The sequence below is a fragment of the Pseudomonas sp. 58 R 3 genome (assembly GCF_900006605.1).
Classification (GTDB): domain Bacteria; phylum Pseudomonadota; class Gammaproteobacteria; order Pseudomonadales; family Pseudomonadaceae; genus Aquipseudomonas; species Aquipseudomonas salomonii.
In genome coordinates this window covers 59,121-76,967 of sequence record NZ_CVTT01000052.1, presented here as the reverse complement: position 1 = coordinate 76,967, position 17,847 = coordinate 59,121, and the positions used below count along the sequence as shown (strand labels likewise).

Annotated in this window: 21 protein-coding genes and 1 pseudogene; 15 read left to right on the top strand and 7 right to left on the bottom strand. The window is 60.6% G+C overall.

What is annotated here, in order from left to right:
- Positions 1-47 precede the first annotated feature (47 nt).
- A complete protein-coding gene (locus tag BFP92_RS14280) occupies positions 48-1,055 on the top strand; it encodes a DNA-binding protein (RefSeq protein WP_065929980.1) in 1,008 nt (335 codons plus the stop codon).
- On the opposite strand, the gene gorA is transcribed toward BFP92_RS14280, so the two are convergent.
- The gene (gorA, locus tag BFP92_RS14275) at positions 1,056-2,414 is read right to left on the bottom strand and encodes a glutathione-disulfide reductase (RefSeq protein ID WP_065929979.1); all 1,359 of its coding nucleotides are present in this window, start codon (positions 2,412-2,414) and stop codon (positions 1,056-1,058) included. It lies immediately after the preceding gene.
- 96 nt (positions 2,415-2,510) lie between these two features.
- The gene (galU, locus tag BFP92_RS14270; protein WP_003212579.1) at positions 2,511-3,350 is read right to left on the bottom strand and encodes a UTP--glucose-1-phosphate uridylyltransferase GalU; all 840 of its coding nucleotides are present in this window, start codon (positions 3,348-3,350) and stop codon (positions 2,511-2,513) included.
- A gap of 308 nt (positions 3,351-3,658) precedes the next feature.
- Between galU and BFP92_RS14265 the strand changes: the two genes are divergently transcribed.
- Positions 3,659-3,847, top strand: a complete 189-nt coding sequence (locus BFP92_RS14265; protein WP_017135493.1) for a hypothetical protein — start codon at positions 3,659-3,661, stop codon at positions 3,845-3,847.
- 144 nt (positions 3,848-3,991) lie between these two features.
- The gene (locus BFP92_RS14260; RefSeq protein WP_017135492.1) at positions 3,992-4,276 is read left to right on the top strand and encodes a hypothetical protein; all 285 of its coding nucleotides are present in this window, start codon (positions 3,992-3,994) and stop codon (positions 4,274-4,276) included.
- Between the two features lie 9 nt (positions 4,277-4,285).
- On the opposite strand, the gene BFP92_RS14255 is transcribed toward BFP92_RS14260, so the two are convergent.
- The 3 genes and pseudogenes from BFP92_RS14255 to BFP92_RS14245 form a co-directional block, all read right to left on the bottom strand.
- On the bottom strand, positions 4,286-4,516 hold the full coding sequence (locus BFP92_RS14255; protein ID WP_065929978.1) for a hypothetical protein: 231 nt from the start codon (positions 4,514-4,516) through the stop codon (positions 4,286-4,288).
- 89 nt (positions 4,517-4,605) lie between these two features.
- Positions 4,606-4,800: pseudogene (locus BFP92_RS31895) on the bottom strand (cytochrome C); the annotation flags it as partial.
- A gap of 316 nt (positions 4,801-5,116) precedes the next feature.
- Positions 5,117-5,467, bottom strand: a complete 351-nt coding sequence (locus BFP92_RS14245; RefSeq protein WP_065929976.1) for a hypothetical protein — start codon at positions 5,465-5,467, stop codon at positions 5,117-5,119.
- 213 nt (positions 5,468-5,680) lie between these two features.
- Between BFP92_RS14245 and BFP92_RS14240 the strand changes: the two genes are divergently transcribed.
- The 4 genes from BFP92_RS14240 to ada all read left to right on the top strand — a co-directional run bounded on the left by BFP92_RS14240 (position 5,681) and on the right by ada (position 7,965).
- Positions 5,681-5,983 carry a DUF1883 domain-containing protein gene (locus BFP92_RS14240; RefSeq protein ID WP_003173824.1) on the top strand — a complete coding sequence of 101 codons (303 nt, stop codon included), beginning with the start codon at positions 5,681-5,683 and terminating at the stop codon, positions 5,981-5,983.
- Between the two features lie 26 nt (positions 5,984-6,009).
- Complete coding sequence (locus BFP92_RS31715) at positions 6,010-6,168, top strand: hypothetical protein (protein WP_017135489.1); 159 nt, start codon at positions 6,010-6,012, stop codon at positions 6,166-6,168.
- A 3-nt stretch (positions 6,169-6,171) separates the two neighbouring features.
- A complete protein-coding gene (gene alkB, locus BFP92_RS14235) occupies positions 6,172-6,837 on the top strand; it encodes a DNA oxidative demethylase AlkB (RefSeq protein ID WP_065929975.1) in 666 nt (221 codons plus the stop codon).
- A gap of 75 nt (positions 6,838-6,912) precedes the next feature.
- On the top strand, positions 6,913-7,965 hold the full coding sequence (ada, locus tag BFP92_RS14230) for a bifunctional DNA-binding transcriptional regulator/O6-methylguanine-DNA methyltransferase Ada (protein WP_065929974.1): 1,053 nt from the start codon (positions 6,913-6,915) through the stop codon (positions 7,963-7,965).
- Positions 7,966-8,019: 54 nt separating this feature from the next.
- On the opposite strand, the gene BFP92_RS14225 is transcribed toward ada, so the two are convergent.
- Entirely contained in the window at positions 8,020-8,613 is a 594-nt protein-coding gene (locus BFP92_RS14225; RefSeq protein WP_065929973.1) for a CGNR zinc finger domain-containing protein, read from the bottom strand.
- 175 nt (positions 8,614-8,788) lie between these two features.
- Between BFP92_RS14225 and BFP92_RS14220 the strand changes: the two genes are divergently transcribed.
- From BFP92_RS14220 to BFP92_RS14185, 8 genes are all read left to right on the top strand, one after another.
- On the top strand, positions 8,789-9,667 hold the full coding sequence (locus BFP92_RS14220; RefSeq protein ID WP_065929972.1) for an alpha/beta fold hydrolase: 879 nt from the start codon (positions 8,789-8,791) through the stop codon (positions 9,665-9,667).
- Between the two features lie 109 nt (positions 9,668-9,776).
- Positions 9,777-10,841 (top strand): NAD(P)H-dependent flavin oxidoreductase, encoded by a 1,065-nt coding sequence (locus BFP92_RS14215; RefSeq protein WP_065929971.1) that lies wholly within the window; start codon positions 9,777-9,779, stop codon positions 10,839-10,841.
- 115 nt (positions 10,842-10,956) lie between these two features.
- Positions 10,957-11,712, top strand: coding sequence for a molybdate ABC transporter substrate-binding protein (modA, locus tag BFP92_RS14210; RefSeq protein ID WP_239694273.1), 756 nt, complete (start codon positions 10,957-10,959; stop codon positions 11,710-11,712).
- Positions 11,709-12,395 carry a molybdate ABC transporter permease subunit gene (modB, locus tag BFP92_RS14205; RefSeq protein WP_170875842.1) on the top strand — a complete coding sequence of 229 codons (687 nt, stop codon included), beginning with the start codon at positions 11,709-11,711 and terminating at the stop codon, positions 12,393-12,395. Before modA ends, modB begins: the two co-directional genes overlap by 4 nt.
- A 5-nt stretch (positions 12,396-12,400) precedes the next feature.
- Positions 12,401-13,480 carry a molybdenum ABC transporter ATP-binding protein gene (modC, locus tag BFP92_RS14200; protein WP_065929968.1) on the top strand — a complete coding sequence of 360 codons (1,080 nt, stop codon included), beginning with the start codon at positions 12,401-12,403 and terminating at the stop codon, positions 13,478-13,480.
- 74 nt (positions 13,481-13,554) lie between these two features.
- The gene (locus BFP92_RS14195; RefSeq protein WP_065929967.1) at positions 13,555-14,604 is read left to right on the top strand and encodes a DNA topoisomerase IB; all 1,050 of its coding nucleotides are present in this window, start codon (positions 13,555-13,557) and stop codon (positions 14,602-14,604) included.
- Positions 14,605-14,728: 124 nt separating this feature from the next.
- Positions 14,729-16,363, top strand: a complete 1,635-nt coding sequence (locus BFP92_RS14190) for an ABC-F family ATP-binding cassette domain-containing protein (protein ID WP_065929966.1) — start codon at positions 14,729-14,731, stop codon at positions 16,361-16,363.
- A gap of 69 nt (positions 16,364-16,432) precedes the next feature.
- Complete coding sequence (locus BFP92_RS14185) at positions 16,433-17,137, top strand: YoaK family protein (RefSeq protein WP_058420356.1); 705 nt, start codon at positions 16,433-16,435, stop codon at positions 17,135-17,137.
- Positions 17,138-17,282: 145 nt separating this feature from the next.
- On the opposite strand, the gene BFP92_RS14180 is transcribed toward BFP92_RS14185, so the two are convergent.
- Positions 17,283-17,636: a lipoprotein gene (locus BFP92_RS14180; protein ID WP_065929965.1), complete on the bottom strand. Its 354-nt coding sequence runs from the start codon at positions 17,634-17,636 to the stop codon at positions 17,283-17,285.
- Positions 17,637-17,847 lie beyond the last annotated feature (211 nt).

Genomic DNA, 17,847 nt, shown 5'->3' with positions numbered 1-17,847 from the left:
ATGTATCTACATACCACGTACCACAGTACTAAATCGACGGAGACCCCATGGCGCGCGGCGGCATAAACAAAGCAGTGGTTCAAACGGCACGCCTGGCGATCCTGGCCCGTGGCGAAAACCCCAGCATCGATGCGGTACGCATCGAGATGGGCAATACCGGCTCAAAAACCACGATTCACCGGTACTTGAAGGAGCTGGATGACAGCGAAACCCGGCTGACGATCACCCAGGCGCCCATCGACGACGAGCTGGGCGAGTTGGTAGCGCGGCTGGCCCAACGCCTTAAAGACAAGGCCCAGGAGCCGATTGACTTGGCGCTGGCGCAATTCGAACAGCAAAAAGCCGCCCTGCTCGCTCAGGTGCAAGCGCTTGAAGAAGCCCACGGCCAGCTCAAGCAGCAATTTGATATCCAGGCCGCCGCACTCGCCGAAGAAAGCGCCGCCTTGCAGACCGCCAGCACCAGCCTGCAAACCGAACAAACCCGCAATGCGGGGCTCAGCCAGGCGTGCAGCGATTACGAGTTGCGCATCAATGACAAGGACGAGCAGATTCGCTCACTGGAAGACAAGCACCTGCACGCCCGCGACGCGCTTGAGCACTACCGCAATGCGGTCAAGGAGCAACGCGAGCAGGAACAACGGCGCCATGAAGGCCAGTTGCAGCAGGTGCAGGCCGAGCTGCGCCAGGCGCAACAAAGCGCCATGGTGCGTCAGGACGAGATCACCCAGCTGCATCGCGATAATGAGCGACTGTTGATCGAGCACCGCGTGACCAGCAAGGAATTGACCGCCTTGCAGGAGCAATCACGCAAGGACCAGGCGCAACAGCAAACACTCAGCGAACAGCTTGGCCGGATAGACAGCGAACGCACCCTGCTTCAGGAGCGTTTGCGGGTTGCGGTAGAGGACAGTCAAGCGCGCCAGGCGGCGCTGAGCGAGCAACAGCAGCTCAGCAAAACCCTGGAGCTGGACCTGATCAAGGCCCAGGCCAGTATCGAGGCATTGCGCCTGGCGGCCGTCGTTGCAACGCCGCCAGAGGCAACCGCCGAGGCCTGATCAGCCCGCCACAGGCGTGCGCATGGTGACGAACTCTTCCGCCGCTGTGGGGTGCACGCCGATGGTTTCATCGAAATGCTGCTTGGTCGCGCCCGCCTTGAGCGCGATCGCCAGGCCCTGGACGATCTCACCCGCATCCGGCCCGACCATGTGGCAACCCAGGACCTTGTCGGTGTCGGCGTCGACCACCAGCTTCATCAAGGTTTTTTCCTGGCAATCGGTCAACGTCAGCTTCATCGGCCGGAAGCGGCTTTCGAAGATCTGCACGTTATGGCCGTTTTGCTTCGCATCTTCTTCGCTCAGGCCCACGGTGCCGATATTCGGCAGGCTGAACACCGCGGTCGGGATCATCGCGTAATCCACCGGACGGTATTGCTCAGGCTTGAACAGCCGACGCGCAACCGCCATGCCTTCGGCCAGCGCGACGGGCGTCAATTGCACCCGCCCGATCACATCGCCAATCGCCAGGATCGAGGCTTCGGCGGTCTGGTACAGGTCGTCGACTTCGACAAAGCCACGCTTATCCAATTTGACCCCGGTGTTTTCCAGCCCCAGGTTGTCGAGCATCGGGCGGCGGCCGGTGGCGTAGAACACGCAATCGGCTTCGAGCACGCGGCCGTCTTTGAGGGTGGCCTTGAGGCTGCCGTCGGCCTGCTTGTCGATGCGCTCGATATCGGCATTGAATTGCAGGTCGAGGCCGCGCTTGGTCAGCTCTTCCTTCAGGTGCGTGCGCACCGCGCCGTCAAACCCGCGCAGGAACAGGTCGCCGCGATACAGCAAGGTTGTCTGCGCGCCCAGGCCATGGAAGATGCCCGCAAACTCGACGGCGATGTAGCCACCGCCAACGACCAGCACGCGCTTGGGCAGCTCTTTGAGGAAGAACGCCTCGTTGGACCCGATGGCATGCTCACGCCCGGGAATTTCCGGGATCTGCGGCCAGCCGCCCGTCGCGATCAGGATGTGTTTGGCCGTAAAGCGCTCGCCATTGATCTCTACCTGGTGCGGATCAACCAAACGCGCGTGCCCTTCGTGCAGGGTCACGCCGCTGTTAACCAGCAGGTTGCGGTAGATGCCATTGAGGCGGTTGATTTCGCGGTCTTTGTTGGCGATCAGGGTCGCCCAGTCAAAGTTCGCTTCACCCAGTGACCAGCCGAAACCGCTGGCCTGCTCAAAGTCTTCGGCGAAATGCGCGCCGTACACCAGCAGTTTTTTCGGCACGCAGCCAACGTTCACGCAGGTACCGCCCAGGTAACGGCTTTCAGCTACCGCCACTTTGGCGCCAAAGCCTGCGGCAAAGCGCGCCGCGCGAACACCGCCGGAACCGGCGCCAATTACATACAGATCAAAATCGTAGGCCATTTCACTCTCCTCGGCAGCTCATCAGCATACCGACTTACATGGGGCTGAAAAACGAAAAAGCCACCCGAAGGTGGCTTTTGGGCGAGCTACTGTGAATCAGTAAGCCTTACCGGTCTTGTAGAAGTGCTCGTAGCAGAAGTTGGTGGCCTCAATGTAGCCTTCAGCGCCACCGCAGTCGAAGCGACGGCCTTTGAATTTGTAGGCAATCACGCAGCCATCTTTGGCTTGCTTCAACAGGGCGTCGGTGATTTGAATCTCGCCGCCTTTGCCTGGCTCGGTTTCTTCGATCAGCTTGAAGATGTCCGGCGTCAGGATGTAACGACCGATGATCGCCAGGTTCGAAGGTGCATCTTCCGGCGCCGGCTTTTCAACCATGTCGCGCACACGGATCAGGCCATCACCGATGTCGTCGCCGGCGATCACGCCGTACTTGTTGGTTTCCTGAGGGTCGACCTCTTGAACCGCAACGATGGTGCAACGGTATTTCTGGTACAGCTTGACCATCTGGGTCAGTACGCCGTCGCCTTCCAGGTTGACGCACAGGTCGTCCGCCAGGACCACGGCGAACGGTTCGTCACCGATCAGCGGGCGGCCGGTGAGGATGGCGTGGCCAAGGCCTTTCATCTGGGTTTGACGGGTGTAGGAGAACGAGCACTCGTCGAGCAGTTTACGGATGCCGACCAGGTACTTTTCCTTGTCGGTGCCCTTGATCTGGTTTTCCAGCTCGTAGCTGATGTCGAAGTGGTCTTCCAGCGCGCGCTTACCACGGCCGGTAACGATGGAGATTTCGTTCAGGCCGGCATCCAGTGCCTCTTCGACGCCGTACTGAATCAGTGGCTTGTTCACCACCGGCAGCATCTCTTTGGGCATGGCTTTGGTCGCTGGCAAGAAGCGAGTGCCGTAACCGGCTGCTGGGAACAAGCATTTCTTGATCATATAAGTCCTTACAAAGGGCTGTGCGTACGGAATTCGGCGCAGTCTAATCAGGCCGCAGTCACCTTACAATGGGTCCTGCTGGCGTTGCGATGTCAACATAGAGAAAAAATGTGCGCGTAAGTTCCGCTGATCCTACGAAGAGCATTTATTCGGGAGGCGATATAACCCGTCATCGCCCCTTCGCTTACGAGCGCCTCAATGGTTTTAGCACGCTTTTCGCTGCACGGCACTGGCCTGCAACAACTTGCGCGCCTTGGGGCCAATTGGCGCTATCATTGTTCGCCTGAACCACACCACGAGATTGATAGATGTCAGAACCCAAAGGCGTAAACGGCTACCTGATCACCAAGCGAGCGGACGGCTGGCACCTGATCAACTTCCACGGCGACAGCGTCGCCGGGGTATTCGCGAGCGAAAGCATGGCCGTTGCGGTGGCTGAAGTGTTTGTGGACGAAGCCGGCCACGCATCGAGCAAGCGCCCAAAAGATAAAAAGTGAGCGTCATTGCTTGCGCACAAAGCCCCGGTCGACGGGGCTTTTTTGTGTTTGTCTGTACCTTGATGGCCGTTCGCTATAATCTTGCTGAAAACGCCCCACGACAGTGTCTGCGCCCCACCTACACCCTCAACGACGACCCAACTCATGAACAAGATTCTGGCACTGACTGCGGCCCTGGCGCTGATGACCGGCTGCACCACCACGTCCGACACCTACCTGAAAAACGGCGAGCAAGGCCTGACCATCGACTGCTCGGGCGAGGCCAATTCGTGGGCCAGTTGCTACGAAAAAGCTGACGCTTCGTGTGCAGGCACCGGCTACCGCATCGTCGGCACCGAAGGCACGCCGGCACTCAAGGAAAGCGACAAGACTCTGGGTAAGGACGTGGGCAACTTCAAAAGCCGCAGCGTCGTGGTGGTGTGCAAGTAACCCTGCGCGCTACAGATGAACTTCGGCGAACTTGATCCCCAGGCCACGCAAGGTCTCGATCAGGTCGTCCAGGCGCGGGAATGACTCAACCTCGTCCTGATCGTCAACCAGGAAGTAACTGCGACCGCCGCTCTTCTTGAAAAATACGATCCACTCGCCCAGGTCGGCGGGGTTCTGGATGACATGGGTGGCCGTTATCTGGCCTTCGGCATGTCGGGCTTTAACGTGTTCTCGTTTCATGACGGGCTTTCCAGGAAGGACAAATGCCGCGCAAACCCAGGGTTTGAGCGGCATCTTTGCATTGAATGGCGCATTGAGTGGCCGACAGTTTAACGGATGCCCTGCCCGATCAGCACGCCCTCTACCGTCTGACCGTAAAGATTGACCCCGTCATTGGCGTGAAACTTGACCCGGATGAACGACGCAGCCGTGTTGATTCGATGCATGCCGGCGTCCCAGCTGTGGGAATCCTTGCCCCACAGCGGCCGCATCACATAGCTGTCACCGACCTTCTGCCCCTGCCCTTCGCCGCCGCGGCAAGCTACGCAGGGCATGGCGCCGGGCTGTGAGTCGCCTTCGGCAAAGACCTTTTTTCCCGCCAGCGCGTGGGCATTGCCCACTAGCAACAGCAACGCACTGCCTATCGACAGTCGTTCCAGAAACATCATCACGGCTCCTCCCTTAATAGTTATAGGCTTAGACTACAAACGCATAGGCCTACAAACAGTAGGGCAATGATCCTCAGGCGAGAACACTCCAATAGACGCAAAAAAAAGCCTGACGCTGCAACGGCAGGGTCAGGCTTTTCTATCGGGTTCAGTACGCGGATAAACCAGGGGCTCAGCCGGAGATGCAATCCTCCCCGGCTTTCTTGATGTCGCCTGGGCGAATCGGCACATTTGACATGCTTTCATAGAGCTTGATACTGCTGCCGCTGGAGCGCTCTTCGATCTCGAAGATTGCCGAAGGGTCGGCCGAGAATTTCTGCGGCACAATAACCTGTACACCGTCCTTATGCGGCTCAATCTGCGGCGGCCGGCGCGTCGCTTCCAGTTTTCGGACCACACACGCGGCATATTCAGGCGGTTTTTTGCCTGAAATAACCACTAAGGTTGGCGGGGTCTGCTTGATATCTGCAACCGAAGCACATCCACCTAACGCCAAGGCCAGAACCAACACACTCCACTTCATACTTAAACCTCCGATAAAGACCCTACGACAGCGTAGAGAGGAAATTTCTCCCGCATATGTAGGATTTATCTCTGAAAACCCGGGAAATAACTGTTTTAAATTGTCGAAGTCGTCGACGACGACCCGATAATAATCGCGTCAGGGCTGATAAACTCTATCTTAACCTACGTATCATTCTGATTTTTCAGAAAAAGCCCTTCTGGAGACACCCCCATGAAATTCATCCACCAGCGCGAGCACCTCAACGAGGGCGACATCGTTGTCATCGAATGCTCGCAGACCTGCAACATTCGCCTGATGAGCGATGCCAATTTCCGCAGTTTCAAGAACGGCGGCCGCCACACCTACCATGGCGGCGCGTTTGACAAATTCCCGGCGAAAATCACCGCCCCCAGCACCGGGTTCTGGAACATTACCCTGGATGTGGTCACGCGCCGCGCCATCAGCGTTACCCGCAAACCTGCGTTGTCCCACAAGATTCGCATTGTTCGCCGCACCAGCACCAAACTAAGCTGAGCCGAACCCTCGACAGGAAAACCGCTGTGACTAAATACGTTATGAAGTACAAGCTCAATGGCGAACGTCGCTTTGAATTCGCCCTGCTGCAATCGGGAAGCGTTGAAGAAGCCAAGGAAGCCCTGGCAAAAATCCACGATGCCACCGATGAAATCACCGACATCACCGTGAGCAAGGCGCTGTAAACCATGCCAGGCCCGACGGCTGATCTGTTCGCCGAGGATGCCTTGCAGCAACCGGCGGGGCGCGAGCAGATTGGCGAAGAGTCCTACGTGCTAAAGGGCTTCGCTCTGCCCTGGATCGACCGCCTGCTGCCCGAGTTGCGACGTGTGTTGGCCCAATCGCCGTTCCGGCAAATGGTCACGCCCGGCGGTTTCACCATGTCGGCTGCGCTGAGCAGTTGCGGCGCATTGGGTTGGACCACCGACAGCGCCGGCTACCGCTACAGCCCCATTGACCCACGCAATCAGCAGCCCTGGCCGGCTATGCCCGAGACGTTGCGTGAATTGGCCACGCTTGCCGCAGCCGAAGCTGGCTTCAGCGCGTTTGCCCCGGACGCCTGCCTGATCAACCGCTATGTGCCCGGCGCCAAGATGTCCCTGCATCAGGATAAAAACGAACGCGCCTATAGCGCGCCTGTGGTTTCAGTCTCCTTGGGCCTGCCGGCGATCTTTCTGTTTGGCGGCCATGAGCGCAGCAGCAAAACTCAAAAAATCTCACTGTTCCACGGCGACGTAGTGGTCTGGGGCGGTGTCGATCGCTTGCGTTTTCATGGGGTGATGCCAATCAAGGAAGGCGTGCATGCGGTCATGGGCCCGCAGCGCATCAACCTGACCTTTCGCACCGCCGGCTAATTTGACCGCAAGCTTCAGAGTGTCGGCCATCAGCAACGCGGTTAATCTGGCCGTGATCCGTCAAGAGTGCAGGCCATGACCACCGAACAAGACCCACGCTGGGCCGCTATCGTCGCCCGCGATGCCAAGGCCGACGCCGTGTTTGTCTACGGCGTTAAAACCACCGGCGTGTATGGCCGCCCCAGCAGCGCCTCGCGGTTGCCACGCCGGGAAAACATCGAGTTCTTCGACACCCCGGCACAAGCTGAAGCGGCCGGTTATCGCCCGAGCAAACGCGCGGCCGGCGACCAGACGCAATTGGCGGCCCATCACGCCCAGCTGGTGGCCGAGGCATGCAGGCAGATCGAGCAGGCCGAAACCGCGCCCAGCCTGGAAGCCCTCGCCCATGGCGCCGGGCTAAGCGTGTTCCATTTTCACCGCGTATTCAAAGCGGTGACCGGGCTGACACCCAAGGCCTACGCCAACGCCTTGCGTTCGCGCAAAGTCCGCCACAGCCTCAAGGGCGAGCATTCGGTGACGGATGCGTTGTATGACGCGGGTTTTAATTCCAACAGCCGCTTTTATGAATCCGCCAATCAAGTGCTTGGCATGAAGCCCAGCGACTACAAAGCCGGCGGCACCAACAGCACGATTTTGTTTGCCGTGGGCCAATGTTCGCTGGGGGCGATTCTGGTGGCGCAAAGCCAACGCGGCGTGTGTGCGATTTTATTGGGCGATGACCCGGACGCCCTGCTGCGCGACCTGCAAGACCAGTTCCCCAAAGCCGAACTGGTCGGTGCAGATCATGAATTCGAACAGTTGATCGCCCAGGTCGTGGGTTTTATCGAAGCCCCTGCCCTGGGTTTGAATTTGCCCCTGGATTTGCGCGGCACTGCCTTTCAGGAACGGGTGTGGCAAGCACTGCGCGACATCCCGGTGGGCAGCACCGCCAGCTACGCGCAGATAGCTGCGCAGATCGGCGCGCCCAAGTCGTTTCGTGCGGTGGCCCAGGCGTGTGGCGCCAACAGCCTGGCGGTGGCGATACCCTGCCACCGCGTGGTGCGCAGTGATGGAGAGCTGTCGGGCTACCGCTGGGGCGTAGAGCGCAAACGGCAACTGTTGGAGCGCGAACAGTCGGTGAAACCCTAGGGAATACCGATATAGACACCGGCTGTTATTTGATCGCTTGCAGCGCCCGCGCCGTTAAAGCCCCAGTTTTCGTTTACGGAATTCGGCCACCTTATGCCGATTGCCACACAAGGCCATGCTGCACCAGCGGCGCTTGTGAGCCTTGGTCCGGTCATAAAACCACAGGATGCATTCCGGATGCTCGCAACGGCGAATCAGGTTGAAGTCGCCTGCCACCAATAAATTAGCCGCGGCCTCGGCAAGCGGCGACAACAATTGCTCGGCGGTCTGCACTTTGCGTTGGCGCTCCAATTGCGGCGCGCCGGATGCCGGCCAAAGCAGCTGCGGGTGGCTCACCGCCTTGCGCAAAAAGCCATTGAGGGCCGCCGGGTTGCCCGCCTGGCCCTGCTTGCGTGCGGCGACCAATTCACGAATCACCTCACGCAGCTCCCGCGCGGCGCGCAGCAACGCACCGTCTGCAAATACCGGAATGCCGCCCGCCTCGGCCCACTGCAAACGCACCAGCCAACGCTGCACGTCCGCGTCCGCCTGCCAGAAGTCCCACGGCACGCCGTCGATAGTCGCCAGGGTATTGAGCATGTCCAGCACGGGCTCATCGGCCAGGACATAAGGTTCGAGCGGTGCAACTGAGGGCGTAGAGATGGCCATGGTGAATCCTCTTGATCACGGCGCGATCGTAACCGTTATTTTCATTTTTGTGTAGTTACACCCGGCAATTTTATAACCGGTATAAAACGTTTGACAGGTTACAAATTTGAGCGCAGATTTTTAGAGGATGTAACCACTAAAACAAACCAATCAAGTTACAAAAGGCGTACTGATCATGTCTATCCAAGCCCCTGTCGTTCGCTACCACCACGTTGACGCCGACGGCGTGCGCATGTTCTACCGTGAAGCCGGCGACCCGGCGGCCCCGGTGATGTTGCTGCTGCACGGCTTTCCGAGTTCCTCGCATATGTACCGCGACCTGATCCCGCTGCTGGCCACGCGGTTTCGGGTGATCGCGCCGGACTTGCCAGGTTTCGGCTTTACCGAAGTGCCTGCAGAACGCGACTACCACTACAGCTTCGACAACCTGGCAACCACCGTGGGGCATTTTGTCGATGCACTGAAACTCACGCGCTACGCCCTGTACGTCTTCGATTACGGCGCACCGGTTGGCCTGAGGCTGGCGGTGGCGCACCCACAGCGGGTCAGCGCGCTGGTCTCGCAAAATGGCAACGCTTACCTGGAAGGCCTCGGCGATGCCTGGGCACCGATTCGTGCCTATTGGGCCGAGCCCAGCCAGGCCAACCGCGAGGTGATCCGCAACGCGGTGATCAGCCTGGAAGGCACGCGCTACCAATACCTGCACGGCGTGAGTACACCTGAGTTGATTGCGCCGGAGTCCTACATGCTTGATGTGCTGTTGATGCAGCGCCCCGGCAACGACGAGATCCAGTTGGACCTGTTTCTCGACTACCGCAACAACCTCACCCTGTACCCGCAATTCCAGGCATTTTTCAAAGCCACACAGTTGCCAACGCTAGTGATCTGGGGCGAGCACGACCCGTTCTTCATTCCACCCGGCGCCCACGCCTACAAGGGCGACAATGCCAATGCCGTGGTCGAGTTGCTGGACACCGGCCACTTCGCGCTGGAAACCCACGTCGCGCATATCGCCGAACGCATTCATACGGTATTGGGGCATGCCATCGACTGACGCCAAGGCACGAAACCGCTACCTCGTCCAGTGAATAAAACAGACTGGCCGGGTACCAATGGCCCTGCTAAAACAGCGCAAAGTCTTACTCACGCTGGAGACGCATCCCATGAGCACCTGGCCAGACACCCGCATTCTCGACCTGCTGGGCATCGACGTGCCGATCATCCAGGCGCCGATGGCCGGCGCCACCACCACCGCGATGGTCATTGCCGCCAATCAGGCCGGCGCCTTGGGCTCAATGCCCGCCGCCGCGCTGAGCATCGAGCAACTGCGCGAAGCCTTGAGCACCATTCGCCAAGCCAGCAATGGCCCGATCAACGTCAATTTCTTCTGCCACCAACCGCCACCGGCTGATCAAGCGCGTGACCAGCGCTGGAAGGCGTTGCTGGAACCCTACTACCGCGAACTGGGCGCCGATTTTGATGCACCCACCCCGGTGTCCAACCGCGCGCCGTTCAACGAAGCCGCCTGCAAAGTCGTCGAAGAGTTTCGCCCCGAGGTGGTGAGCTTTCACTTTGGGCTACCCGAGAAAGCCTTGCTCGATCGGGTTAAAGCCACCGGTGCCAAGGTGCTGTCCTCGGCGACCACCGTTGAAGAAGCCATATGGCTCGAACAGCATGGCTGCGATGCAATCATTGCAATGGGCATTGAAGCGGGCGGGCACCGAGGGATTTTCCTCAGTGACGACCTCAACACCCAAATCGGCTTGATGGCGCTGGTGCCGCAAATGGTCGACGCGGTGAAGGTGCCGGTGATCGCCGCAGGCGGCATTGGCGATGCACGCGGCGTCGTCGCGGCATTGGCCCTGGGTGCCTCGGCGGTGCAAATCGGCACCGCGTACCTGTTTACTCCCGAAGCCAATGTCAGCGCGTCCCACCACCATGCACTGCGTCACGCCCAGGCCAGCGAAACCGCGCTGACCAACCTGTTCACCGGCCGCCCGGCGCGCGGCATCGTCAATCGGGTGATGCGTGAACTGGGCGCGATCAACCCAACGGCACCGGCATTCCCCACCTCTGGCGGCGCCCTGATGCCGCTCAAGGCCAGGGATGAAGCCGGCTTCAGCAACCTGTGGGCAGGCCAGGCACTGCGTCTGGGTAGAGATATTTCCACGTATGACCTGACCCGTCAGCTGGCCGAACAGGTGCTGGCCAGGCTCAAGCGCGACTGACACTTGGGGCAACTTTGCACTGTACCGGCAATGGCCAACCGCTATATATTCTCATACATAGCGGTAAAGCCTTTTACCTAGAGCATGCCGTACACCCCCAAGGAGCTGCTTCATGATGATCCGCGCTTCACGCCTGGCCCCCCTTATTGCCGCCTTTGCCTTCGGCACTGCCCACGCCGATGAAGTCCAGGTGGCTGTCGCCGCCAACTTCACCGCGCCGATCCAGGCGATGGCCGCCGATTTCGAAAAAGACACCGGCCACAAACTGGTCGCCGCCTACGGCGCTACCGGCCAGTTCTATACCCAGATCAAGAACGGCGCGCCGTTCGAAGTGTTCCTCAGCGCCGATGACACCACCCCGCAAAAGCTTGAAAGCGAAGGCGACACGGTCAAAGGTTCACGCTTCACCTACGCGGTCGGCACCCTGGCGCTGTGGTCGGCCAAAGAAGGTTATGTGGATGCCAGGGGCGACGTGCTGAAGAAAAACGACTTCAAACACCTGTCCATCGCCAACCCGAAAGCGGCGCCTTATGGCCTGGCGGCCACTCAAGTGCTGGCTAAAGAAGGCTTGACCGAGAAGGTCAGGGACAAACTGGTCGAAGGCCAGAACATCACCCAGGCCTACCAGTTCGTGTCCACCGGCAACGCCGAGCTGGGTTTTGTCGCGCTGTCGCAGATCTACAAGGACGGCAAGGTCACCAGCGGTTCGGCGTGGATCGTTCCGGCGGCCATGCATGACCCGATCAAGCAAGACGCGGTGATCCTCAATAAAGGCAAGGACAGCGCGGCGGCCAAAGCCTTGGTTGAATACCTCAAGGGGCCAAAAGCCGCTGCGGTGATCAAGTCCTACGGTTACGAATTGGCCCACTGAACATGCCGCTGTCGAGTGCCGATTTTTCCGCCATCTGGTTGACCCTCAAACTGGCGTCACTGACCACTGTGATCTTGCTGATCATCGGCACTCCGATTGCCCTGTGGCTGTCGCGCACCCGCTCCTGGTGGCGCGGCCCCATAGGCGCGATTGTCGCGTTGCCGTTGGTGTTGCCACCGACGGTCATCGGTTTTTACCTGCTGTTGACCATGGGCCCCAACGGTTATTTCGGCCAGTTCACCCAATGGCTGGGCCTGGGCACCCTGACGTTCAGTTTCGCCGGGCTGGTGATCGGCTCGGTGATCTATTCCATGCCGTTTGTGGTGCAGCCGCTGCAAAACGCCTTCTCCGCCATTGGCACGCGCCCACTGGAAGTGGCGGCGACGCTGCGCGCCAACCCTTGGGACACATTTTTCACGGTGCTCCTGCCCCTGGCCCGCCCAGGTTTTATCACCGCCTCGATTCTGGGCTTCGCCCACACCGTCGGTGAGTTCGGCGTGGTGCTGATGATCGGCGGCAATATCCCCGACAAGACCCGCGTGGTCTCGGTGCAGATCTACGACCACGTCGAGGCCATGGAATACGCCCAGGCCCACTGGCTGGCCGGCTCCATGGTGGTGTTCGCTTTTCTCGTATTGCTGGCGCTCTATTCCAGCCGTAAAACCAGGATGGGTTGGAGCTGACCGCCATGATTGATGTACGCCTGAACGTGAAGTACCCAGGTTTTGCGCTGGACGTGGACCTGCACCTGCCCGGCCGTGGCGTAACCGCACTGTATGGGCATTCCGGCTCCGGCAAGACCACCTGCCTGCGCTGTATCGCCGGGCTTGAGCGGGCTGCAGACGGGTTGGTCCAAATTAACGGTGAGGTCTGGCAAGACAGCCGCAACGGCATATTTGTGCCGCCGCATAAGCGCGCATTGGGTTATGTGTTCCAGGAGGCGAGCCTGTTTGCGCATTTGTCGGTGCGCGCCAATCTGGAATTCGGCCTCAAGCGTATTGCACGCTCGCTTCGCCGCGTGCACCTGGCCCAGGCGGCCGAACTGCTCGGCATTGGCCACTTGCTTGAACGCCACCCGCAGCACTTGTCCGGCGGCGAACGTCAGCGCGTCGGCATCGCCCGCGCGCTGCTCACCAGCCCGCAGTTGTTGTTGATGGATGAACCCCTGGCGGCCCTGGACAGCAAGCGCAAAAGCGAGATTCTGCCCTACCTCGAACGCCTGCACGATGAGTTGGATATTCCGGTGCTGTACGTCAGCCATGCCCAGGACGAGGTCGCGCGCCTGGCCGATCACATCGTGCTGTTAAGTGACGGCAAGGCCCTGGCCAGCGGCCCCATCGGCGAAACCCTGGCACGCCTGGACTTGCCGATGGCGCTGGGCGATGACGCCGGGGTGGTCATCAATGGCAGCGTGCTTGCCTACGATGAACACTATCAACTGCTCACCCTGCAATTGCCCGACAGCCCGTTGCAAATGCGCGTGGCTCATGCACCGCTGGCGTTGGGCAAACCGTTGCGGGTCAAGGTGCAGGCGCGCGACGTCAGCCTCAGCCTGCACGCCGAGGAAGCCAGCAGCATCCTCAACCGCTTGCCGGTGACGGTCACCCAGGAAATAGCGGCGGACAACAGCGCCCACGTGCTGGTGCGCCTGGATGCCGGCGGTACGCCGCTGCTGGCGAGGATTACCCGCTTCTCCCGCGACCAGCTGCACCTGCATCCGGGCCAGGCGTTGTGGGCGCAAATCAAGGCGGTGGCGGTGTTGGCGTAAGTATTTGGCACCCGCGCAACACCCTGTGGTCAATCAGGTATACCGGCCTGATCTGTTGCCAAGGAACCTGCACCATGCCCGACTCTGCGCTGCCTGCCGACCTGCCCCGCGACCTGCATTATGTGGACGACACCCAACCCGGCATCCGCCGCAAAAAGCTGCGTGGCACGTTTCACTACGTCGACCCCAAAGGCCAGCGCATCACCGATGCCGATGAAATCAAACGCCTGAATGCCCTGGCCGTGCCACCGGCCTACACCGATGTATGGATCTGCGCCGACCCGCGCGGGCATCTGCAAGCCACCGGCCGTGATGCCCGAGGCCGTAAGCAGTACCGCTATCACGCGCGCTGGCGCGAAGTGCGCGACACCGACAAATACTCGCGCCTGCAAGAGTTCGGCAATGCCTTGCCCAAACTGCGCAAGCAATTGGAAGCGCAAATCGCCGCGCCGGGGTTCACCCGTGAAAAAGTCCTGGCCACCGTGGTGATGCTGCTGGACGCCACACTGATCCGCGTCGGCAACACCCAATATGCCCGCGACAACAAATCCTACGGGCTGACCACCCTGCGCAACCGCCATGTGGACATCAAGGGCAGCGAGATCCAGTTCCAGTTTCGCGGCAAGAGTGGCGTCGAGCACCAGGTCAGCGTCAAGGACCGGCGCCTGGCCACGGTGGTCAAGCGCTGCCTGGAGTTGCCGGGGCAGAATCTGTTTCAGTACCTGGACGAAGACGGCGAGCGCCACACTGTCAGTTCCCACGACGTGAATGCCTATTTGCACAGCCTCACCGGCGCCGATTTCACCGCCAAGGATTACCGCACCTGGGCCGGTACCGCCATGGCCCTGGCGGTGTTGCGCGAGTTGGAGTGGCAGCCCGAATCCGATGCCAAGCGCCACGTGGTGGCGATGGTTAAAGATGTCGCCAAGCAGTTGGGCAATACGCCGGCAGTGTGCCGCAAGTGCTACATCCACCCTGCCGTGCTGGAGCATTTCAGCCTGGGCGAACTGTCCAAACTGCCCAAACCACGGGTGCGCAAGGGCCTCAAAGCCGAAGAAGTCGCGCTGGCGATGTTCCTCGAGCAATTGGCCAGCGACTTGCCCAAGGGCGCCAAGCCGGGTTAGCCTTCGGGTCCCTTCTGACTCACGGGATGAGCGCCGACGTGAACCACTAAGCCTTCCAAAATGTACCTGCAACCAGCCGCCTGGCGCGCTTGTTGGCCTGTTCGACATTTTTTTGGAGGTGCTGATGACTGACGTCAAACGCCTGCCCGTATTGGTTTCCCTGCAACACGTGTGCTTCCAGTTCGCCAATGGCGAAACCTTGCTGGACGACCTCACCCTGTCCATTGATTACACACCCACCGGGATTGTCGGCCGTAATGGTCGCGGTAAAAGTATCCTGGCGAAGCTGCTTGCCGGGGTGCTTGCGCCCTCTTCCGGTACGCTGGACGGCAAGGCCCGCGTAGCTTACGTCGCACAGAGCCTGACGCTGCAACCGGGAGCAAGCCTTGCGCAGATCACCGATACCGCCCAAGCCCTGGCCGCGCTTGGGCGCATGGCCCGAGGCGAGGCCCGGGCCGGTGACCTTGAGCTGATTGAAGATCGCTGGGACCTTGCCGAACGCTTGCGTGCCGCACTCGATGGCGCAGGTTTACACGCGCTCGGCTTTGACGCGCCAGCCAATCAGCTGAGTGGCGGCCAGTTGGCCAGGGTTGCCGTCATCGGTGCGCTATTGGCGGCGCCGGATCTGCTGGTGCTGGATGAACCCACCAACCACCTCGACAGCCATGGACGCGAGTGGCTGCTGCGGGTTTTGCGCGAGTGGCGCGGCGGTTTGGTGGTGGTCAGCCATGATCGACAGCTGCTCAATACCCTGGCGCGCATCGTCGAGCTGTCGCCCCTTGGCATGCGTGTGTATGGCGGCAATTACGCTGCCTATCGCCAGCAGCGCGATACCGAGCAGCACGCTGCCGCCATGGCGCTCGAGCATGCTCGCCTGCAACGCAGCCGCGAACGCAAGCGCCTGCAAAAAGATCACGACAACCTGCAACGCAATGCCGCACGCTCACGCAAGCACGCCGAAACCGCCAACGTTGATCGCTTTACCAAAGCTCGCTGGAAAGGCGCCGCCAAGGAAATCGTCAGCACGGTGCGCAGCGCTCACCACGCCTACAAGAATGAGCTGGATGGGCAGGTGCGCCAGGCTTATGCGCGTGTCGCCGATGAAACCCCGACCTTGCTCGCCCTGCCCGGCTCGGCCTTGCCCAACGGCCGACACCTACTCACCCTGGAGCATGCGCAACTGCCGTGGCTCGACCCGCACCAGCCGGCGACTTACCTCTCGCTCAACCTGATCGGCCCGGTACGCGTGGCCGTGCGTGGGCCGAACGGTTGCGGCAAGTCCACGCTGCTCAAGCTGCTGGCAGGCCAATGGCAGGCGGTCAGCGGCGCCTGCACGGTGTCGATACCCGCCGCGTATATCGATCAGCACCTGGCGCTGCTGATGGATGAGCGTTCCATCGTCGAACAACTCAACCTGCTCGACACGCCTCTGGCCGAAGCCGAGCTGCGCACGCGCCTGGCCTTGTTGCAACTGGACGCGGTGCGCGTCACCCAACCCACCGGCCAACTGAGCGGCGGCGAACGCTTGAAAGCCGCAATGGCGATCGCCTTGTGGCGCGATTCCCCGGCGCAACTGCTATTGCTGGACGAGCCCACCAACCCTCTGGACCTGGAATCGGTACTGGCCTTTGAACAGGCGCTGCGCGGGTTTACCGGGGCGATTGTCGCGGTATCCCATGACGAGGCGTTCATCCAGGCGATCCGGCCGACCCACCATTTGATCTGGCAGCCCGGCGGCTGGCGACTGGAAAGTGTCTGAGGTCATTGCACGCGCGGCCGAAGCGTCCTACGGTAGTGGCCGAATAATCTCACCGCGGAGCCCGGTCCTATGTTGCCTTCGTCCCAAAGGCCTTACGCCAATGCAGCACTTGCCCATCGCCAACGCTGGCGCGGGCGGGTCGGCTTGATGCTGGTGGCCAGCCTGTCGGTGCTGGCGGGCATGACCGATGCGATTGGCTTTATGGCCAGCGGGGATTTTGTTTCATTCATGAGCGGCAATACCACGCGCCTGGCGGTGGCGATCAGCGCCGGCGACCTGGGCCTGACCGGGCGCCTGCTGTTGCTGGTGGCGATGTTTGTGCTGGGCAACGCCCTGGGTGTAGTGGTCAGCCGCTTCAGCCGCCGGCATGCGCTGCCTTTGCTGCTGTGCATCGCCGCCTTGTTGTGCGGCGCGGCGCTGTGGCCCTTCGACGATACGTTGCCGGCGCTGCTGGCGGCGATCCTGGCCATGGGCATGCTCAATGCGGCCGTGGAAGAGGTCAATGGTTTGCCGGTGGGCCTGACCTATGTGACCGGCGCGCTCTCACGTTTTGGCCGCGGGCTGGGGCGCTGGATACTGGGGGAGCGGCGTAATGGTTGGCGGGTGCAATTGGTGCCGTGGGTCGGCATGTTCGTGGGCGCCGTGATCGGCGCGGTGCTGGAGCACCAGCTCGGGCTCAAGGCGCTGCTGGTCAGTGGCGCATTGGCCGCCGTGCTGGGGCTGGTATCACTGAAGATTCCCCGGCGCTGGCACTTGGGCTACATGCCGCGCTAGGAAGAAAACGAGGCCCGCTCGACGATAAGGCCTCGACGTCCGTGTACTGGTAAAGAGCCATCACGTCGAGCGAGCGAAACGAATGATAAACCTATGCCCCGCGACTGTCCCGCCGGGCGTTTCCGAAAAATGCTAGGGAGACAGCCTACAGACAGGTTGCCAGTGCGGCCAATCGACGCTTGGCCGGCATCGTGTCCTGGGCGGCATAGTAGTTGACGCTGGAGCCGCCACCGGCTACGCGCACATCGGCGAAGTAGTCACCGCCCGTGGTGTAGACGGTAAAACCACCGGCTTCGAGCGGCTCTTTGAAGCCACCGGCATCAACGCCGAACACCGCCTCGTCCTGCCAGCCGAACTGAATGCATTGGGCTACCACCAATGTGGCCTTGTCCGACGCCAGGGTCTTGTAGGGCTGACCGCTGCGCGCGTCCTTCATCTTCGAGCCCGCACAGCCGGACAGTGCGGCCACTGCCAATGCGCCAATTACCAGCTTTCGCATGCCATTGCTTCCTTTGGAAAAAATGCGACTTTACCACTCTCCGGTGATTGTCTGATGCGTGCATGAACTTTGTTTCACTGTGAAGGATGCGCCTGGCCCCTATAGTCAGCAGGCTCATTTTTAAGAAGTATCCCTTCTGCCCGCTCTCCCGCGGGCTTTTTTTTGCCTGCGATTTCAGGGCGAGATGCGGTCAACCTGTGGGAGCCGGGGT